This window comes from Protofrankia sp. Cr1 (genome assembly GCF_963555865.1).
In the GTDB taxonomy this organism is placed as follows: Bacteria; Actinomycetota; Actinomycetes; order Frankiales; family Frankiaceae; genus Protofrankia.
The window spans coordinates 7376-13555 of record NZ_CAUVXO010000090.1; the positions used below are offsets into that span (position 1 = coordinate 7376).

General features: G+C 70.3%; 5 protein-coding genes and 1 pseudogene. 1 reads left to right on the plus strand and 5 read right to left on the minus strand.

The features are described 5' to 3' along the window. Positions 1–2 precede the first annotated feature (2 nt). The 5 genes and pseudogenes from fabG to U9980_RS10210 all read right to left on the minus strand — a co-directional run bounded on the left by fabG (position 3) and on the right by U9980_RS10210 (position 5419). Complete coding sequence (gene fabG, locus U9980_RS10185) at positions 3–728, minus strand: 3-oxoacyl-ACP reductase FabG (protein WP_322767696.1); 726 nt, start codon at positions 726–728, stop codon at positions 3–5. Positions 729–774: 46 nt separating this feature from the next. Further along, positions 775–2181, minus strand: a complete 1407-nt coding sequence (locus U9980_RS10190) for a 4-hydroxyphenylacetate 3-hydroxylase N-terminal domain-containing protein (protein WP_322767697.1) — start codon at positions 2179–2181, stop codon at positions 775–777. 68 nt (positions 2182–2249) lie between these two features. Continuing rightward, on the minus strand, positions 2250–3263 hold the full coding sequence (locus tag U9980_RS10195) for a transketolase family protein (RefSeq protein WP_322767698.1): 1014 nt from the start codon (positions 3261–3263) through the stop codon (positions 2250–2252). After that, positions 3260–4106 (minus strand): annotated as a pseudogene (locus U9980_RS28505) (transketolase). Before U9980_RS28505 ends, U9980_RS10195 begins: the two are co-directional and overlap by 4 nt. A gap of 80 nt (positions 4107–4186) precedes the next feature. Continuing rightward, entirely contained in the window at positions 4187–5419 is a 1233-nt protein-coding gene (locus U9980_RS10210) for an acyl-CoA dehydrogenase family protein (RefSeq protein ID WP_322767701.1), read from the minus strand. Between the two features lie 180 nt (positions 5420–5599). Between U9980_RS10210 and U9980_RS10215 the strand changes: the two genes are divergently transcribed. Continuing rightward, positions 5600–6180, plus strand: a 581-nt coding sequence (locus U9980_RS10215; RefSeq protein WP_322767702.1) for a TetR/AcrR family transcriptional regulator, incomplete at its 3' end; no start/stop codon positions are given.

The window sequence follows — 6180 nt, forward strand, 5'->3', positions numbered from 1 at the left end:
GTTCACATGCTCATGCCGCCGTCGACCGGCAGCAGCGCGCCGGTGATGAAGCCGGACAGGTCGTCGAGAAGGAAACGCACGGCATGGGCGATCTCCTCGGGCCGGCCCACGCGCCGCGCCGGGATGAGCCGCAGCAGTTTGTCGTTCACCTCGTCCGGGGTGGCCGCCGCCATGTCGGTCCGCGTCGGGCCGGGCAGCACGCAGTTGGCGGTCACGCCCCTGCGGCTGGTCTCCCGGGCGATCGACTTGGTGAACGCGATCACCCCGCCTTTCGCCGCTGCGTAGTTCGCCTGCCAGGTCGAGCCCATCGTCCCGGCGATCGAGCCGACGTTGACGATCCGGCCAAAGCCGCGCTCGAGCATCGTGGGCAGCACCGTCCGGGTGAGGTAGAAGACGCCGGACAGCGAGACCCGCACGACCGCGTCCCACTGCTCGACCGTCATCTCGTGCGCCGGAGCGTCGCTGCTGATGGCCGCGTTGTTCACCAGGTAGTCGACCGGTCCGTGCGCGGCGACGACGTCGCAGGCGAGCCGCGCGCAGTCGGCCGGCGAGCCGATGTCGCCGCGATGCAGCGACACGGACATGCCCGCGTTGCTGACCTGGTCCAGAAACTCCTTCGCGCGGCCGTCGTCGTGGACGTAGACCGCGGCGACGTGGATACCGTCGCGCGCAAGCCGCTCGGTGATCGCCGCGCCGATGCCGCGGGTGCCGCCGGTGACCAGGGCCACCCGGCGCTGGCCGGCTGGCCGGGTGCCGGTCGCCTGCGTCGCAGACTCAGCCATGGCCGTCCGGGTAGCTCGCCGGCTCGGCCCCGTCGAGGAGCCCGCCGGCCCGCCGGGCCAGGTCCTTGGCGGCCTCGATGTCGTAGTGTTTGCGGGTCACGGTGCGTTGCGCGAACAGTCCGCCGCCGGACTGCAGCCAGGAGACCAGTTCCCGGCCGCCCAGCGCGTCGGCGGTGACGTCGCGGATCAGATGGAACAGCCGCATCCGGTAGTAGCCGTCGACGCCGGGCATGGTCCGCAGGTACTTGTCGATATAGGGCCGTAGCTGCGGGTTGTCGTAGTCGGCCATGGAGGGGGCCGTCGCCACGGCGCCCCCGGCGATGTCGTGCAGGTTGCGAACCATGACCGGGTAGTGCGCCGCGGCGTGGTACTTGGCGGCGTTCGCATACAGCTCGTTGGGCGCGATCATGCCGTCCTCGGTGTGGGTCGCGCCGGCGATGGACGCCTCCAGCCCGGCGCGCACCAGGGTGGCGTAGATGACCATCTCCGCAATCTTGTCCTTGATGTGCGGGATCCGGTCGACGCCGTTCGCCTCGGCGACGAGCTGGGCCATCCCGACCAGCAGGTCACCGAGGCGCGCCATGTCGGCCACCCCGTTGACCCGTTCCCACAGCCCGAGCGAGTGGGCGACCACCGCGGACTCCTCGACCTCACCGTCGAGGAAGACACGCTCGTACGGCACATGCACGTGATCGAAGATCACTATTGAGTCCGGGTCGGTATGTCGGCCGGACACCGGGTGTGACCGCCCGTCGCTGCCCCGGGGGTGCGGGCTGGTGGCGATCTGGGTGACGCCCGGGGAGTTCACCGGCACCGCGCACGCCACCGCGTACTGCTCCTCGCCCGGCTTCATTCGCTTGGTGGGCATGACGACGAGCTCGTGCACCAGCGGGCCCATCGTGATGTGGAACTTCGCCCCGTTGATCACGATGCCGTCGCCGTCGCGGTCGACGACCCGCAGATAGAGGTCGGGGTCGTCCTGTTTGCCGGGCGGCAGCGACCGGTCGCCCTTGGCGTCGGTGATGACCTCGGCGAACCGTACGTCGCGGCGCCGGCAGTCCTCGAAATAGTGCAGTATCCGTTCCCGGTAGGCCGGGTTCGCCGTGGCCAGTCGCGGCGCCGCAGTCAGCAACGCGAGGACCGCGGAGGTCAGGGCGACCGTCACGTCGGATTCCTGGACAAGATCGAGCCTGGCCCGCAGGTCCTCGACCGTCCGCGGGATCTGGTAGATCGGGTTCACGCCGTCCGGGTACCCCGACCGGATGCGGTCGTAGCCGGTGGCCACCCAGCGTGCGGCGTTGCCAAGCCCCGGGTCGGCGGTGACGTCAGGCAGCAGGACACCGTCGAGCGCCACCCGGCGCCCGTCTCGCAGCGAGTCGAGGTACTGCTCGCCGGTCATCATGGTTCCACGATCACCTTTCGCTGGCTGGTCGGTTCCGGTGCGCATCGCCGCCTTCATCGCAGACCTCATCGCTTCAGCAGCTCGCGCATCCGCGCGGCCACCGTCGTCGGGTCGAGGCCGTAGTGCCGGTAGAGGTGGGTCGGGGGGGCGACGAGCGCGTAGTCGTCGGGCAACCCGTGTACGGCAAATGCGGGCGCGAGCCCGTGGCGGGCGAGGACGTCGCCGACAGCGGCCCCAAGGCCGCCGACGACGTTGTGTTCCTCGACGGTGAGCAGGTGCCCCGTCTGCTCGGCTGCGGCGACGACCGCCTCCTCGTCGAACGGTTTGAGGTAGACGGCATCGAGGACACCGACGTCGATGCCGTCCGCGGCGAGCAGGTGGGCGGCGGCGAGCGAGATCTGTACGCCGAGGCCGGTCGCGATCATTGTCGCGTCCGTGCCCTCGCGCACCGTGGCGAAGCGGCCGGGCGCCAGCGCCGGCACCACGTCGTAGACCGGCTTCTCCCGGCCGCGGCCGAGCCGGATGTACACCGGCCCGTCCTGGTCGAGGGTCCCGCGCAGTATCGCGCGGGTCGCGTTCGCGTCGCAGGGCGCCACCACGGTCAGGTGGGCGATCGCGCGGGTGAGGGCGATGTCCTCGACGGCGTGATGAGAGGTGCCGTAGAAGCCCATCGCGATGCCGGCGTGGTGAGCGAGCACCCGGACGGGCATCCGGGGGTAGGCGAGGTCGGTACGAAGGTGCTCGGCGCACAGCAGGCTGGCGAACGACGCGAACGTCGACACGTACGGCCGGAAACCGCAGGCGGCCATACCCGCGGCGACACCCATCATGTTCTGCTCGGCGATACCGAGATCGAAGTGGCGGTGCGGGTGGCGGCGGGCGAAGTCGCCGGTGCGGTTGGACGTCATCAGGTCCGCGGTCAGCAGGACGATCTCCGGCCGGTCGTCGGCCAGGTCGGCGAGCTCCTCCCCCATCACGAATGCGTCGAGCTGACCGTCGCTGGTCGCGATGTTCCAGCTCGTCGGGTCGAGCGGCACGGTCATGGGGTAGCGTTCCTCTCGATCATCCGGACGGCTCATGCCAGCCGCTCCCGGATCTCCCGCTCGGCGCGTTCTCGGTCGGCCGGCCCGAGGAAGCCCAGGTGCCACTCCTCGGCCGACTCCATGAACGACACGCCCTTGCCCTTGACGGTGCGGGCGACCACGCAGGTCGGCTGATCGTCGGTAGGCGGTGGCAACGTCGCGAACGCAGTCATCAACGCCTCGACGTCGTGACCGTCCAGTTCCACCGTGCGCCAGCCGAACGCGGCGAACCGGCCGGCGATCGGCTCCACGTTCATGACCTGCGAGGTGGGGCCATCCAGGCACGAGCCGTTGGCGTCGACGACCGCGACGAGGTTGCCGAGCCGGAAGTGGGAGGCGGCCATCATCGCCTCGTACACCTGACCTTCGTGCAGCTCGCCGTCGCCCAGCACGACGTAGGTGCGGTAGCTGTGTCCGGACAGGCGGGCGGCGAGCGCCATCCCGAGGCCGACCGACAGGTTGTGACCGATGGAACCGGAACTGAAGTCGACCCCCGGTACCTTCGTCATGTCCGGGTGGTCCCCGAGCGGGCTACCGAGCCGGGTATAGGAGTCGAGCCATTCGGTCGGGAAGAAGCCGAGAGTCGGCCAGGCACGGGTAGAGACCGACCGCGGCGTGGCCCTTGCCGAGCAGTAACCTGTCCCGTTCCGGCCAGGCCCGGTCCGCCGGGGCGAGGCGGAGCACCCGGTAGTAGAGGACGGCGAACAGCTCGGCCGCGGAGAACGTGCTGCTGTAGTGGCCGCTGCCGGCGATGCCGACGAGCCTGATCGTCTCCAGCCGGATCCACTCCGCGCGACGGCGCAGCTCCGTCGCGGTCACCTCGCGATCACGCTGGAGCACCCCGAAGGTGCCGGTGGCGGCGGTCGTGGTGGCGGTGGCGGCGGTGGCGGGTGCGCTCGGCCGCGCGGCGGCCGGCGTTGTCACCGCGGCCCCCGGGGCAGTCCCAGCACCCGTTCGGCGAGGGTGTTGCGTTGGATCTCGTCCGTGCCGCCGGCGATCCGCAGCAACGGCGCTCCACACACCCACCGCGCCCAGGCGAACGTCCCCCACTCGCCGTTGTCGGCGGTGACCGCCGGTCCCAGCAGGTCCGCGGCCAGTTCGCCGATCCGCCGAGCCTGTTGCGAGTACAACAGCTTCATCACTGATCCTTCCGGTCCGGGCGGCCGGCCGGCCGCGAGGGCGGCCTCCTGGCGCAGCCCCAGGTAGCGCAGCAACCGTTCATGGAGGTGGACGTCGGCGAGCCGTTGCCGTAGCAGCGGGTCGCCGGCGCGGCCCAGCTGGCGGGCCAGCGCCGTGACGCGATGGACGGGGTCCATGGCCGGTGAGGTCGCGCCGCCGCCGACGGCGGCCCGTTCGCTCATCAGCGTGGTGATCGTGGCCTGCCAGCCCTGGCCGACCGCCCCGACCCGGTGGCGGTCGGGGATCCGCACCTCGTCCAGGAAGATCTCATTGAAGTGGGCCTCACCGGTCATCATCCGCAGCGGCCTGACCTGCACGCCGGGACTGTCCATGTCGACGAGGAACATCGTCAGCCCGGCGTGCCTGGAGGCATCCGGATCGGTGCGGGCCAGGAGCTGCCCGACGTGGGCGAGGTGGGCGTAGGAACTCCACACCTTCTGGCCGGTGACGACCCACTCGTCGCCGTCGCGCACCGCGCGGGTGTGCAGCCCGGCGAGGTCGGAGCCGGCGTCGGGTTCGGACAGCAGCTGGCAGCAGACGAGGTCGCCACGGAAGACACCGCGCAGGTACCGGGCCTTCACCTCGGCGCTGCCGTGTGCGATCACCGCGGGCGCCACGAGCGCGGTGCCGCTGGCGATGATGTTCTGGTTCGGCACCTCATACCCGGACTCCAGACCGCGGTAGACGTCGTCGAGGACCGGGTTGCGGCCGCCGCCGCCGTACTCCACCGGGCCGCCGAGCCAGCCGAACCCGGCGTCGAAGACCGTCGCTCGCCACACCTGCGCCGCGGTGAGATCGCGCTGCTCGGCGTCGGCGTCGGCGTGCACCTCCAGCACCGCGATGTCGTCTGGACCCGTGCCCCACCCCAGCTGGCCGAGGCGCTCGGGCCGGCGCTTGGCATGCCGGTCCAGGAAGGCGGTGGCCAGGGCGACGAACTGCCCGATCTCGTCGTCGCCCGGCGCCACTTCTGTCATCTCGCTGCCTCCTGGACGCCCCGGCCGCCGCCACGGACTGCGGGAACGTGGTCGGGCGACTGACTCGTATCGTGGACCTGGACGTGCAGGTCAAACAACCGTTAGATTGGTCTGGCACAGGCGGTCCGTCAAGCGGCACATTCGTCGAAGAAGGTGATCTATCCGATGGGACGTGGCCGGGTGAGCGACGCAGCTGGGCAGTCGCACGGCCCGGGGACGGGCGCTGGTGTCCCTCGGCTGTCCGCGCGACCGCCGAAGGCCGTGGTGGGCGAGTCTCGCTGGTACGAGATCCTTGATGTCGCCGCCCATGTGTTCTACGAGAAGGGCTACGAGGCGACCACGATCCAGGACATCGCGTCCCGGGTCGGCCTGCTCAAGGGCAGCCTCTACTACTACATCGACACCAAGGAGGACCTCCTCTACGCCATCGCCGAGCACGTCCACGCCGACGGCCTGCGCTACCTGACCGAGGATGAGACGCTCATGCGCGCGGATGCGGTGACGCGGCTGTCACGGTTCGTCGAGCGGTGGATGGCCCGACTGGCCACCAACATCCGGTACTCCGCCGTCGTCGAACGGGAGTTCCGTAGCCTGCGTCCCGAACGCGTCCAAACGCTGATCGACCAGCGCGACGCCTACGACCAGTTCGTGCGCGACATCATCGGTCAGGGTGTCGACGAAGGCGCCTTCGACCCGGCCGTCGACCCCGCGGTCGCGGCCAACAGCATTATGCAGTTGATGAACTACACCCACCTGTGGTA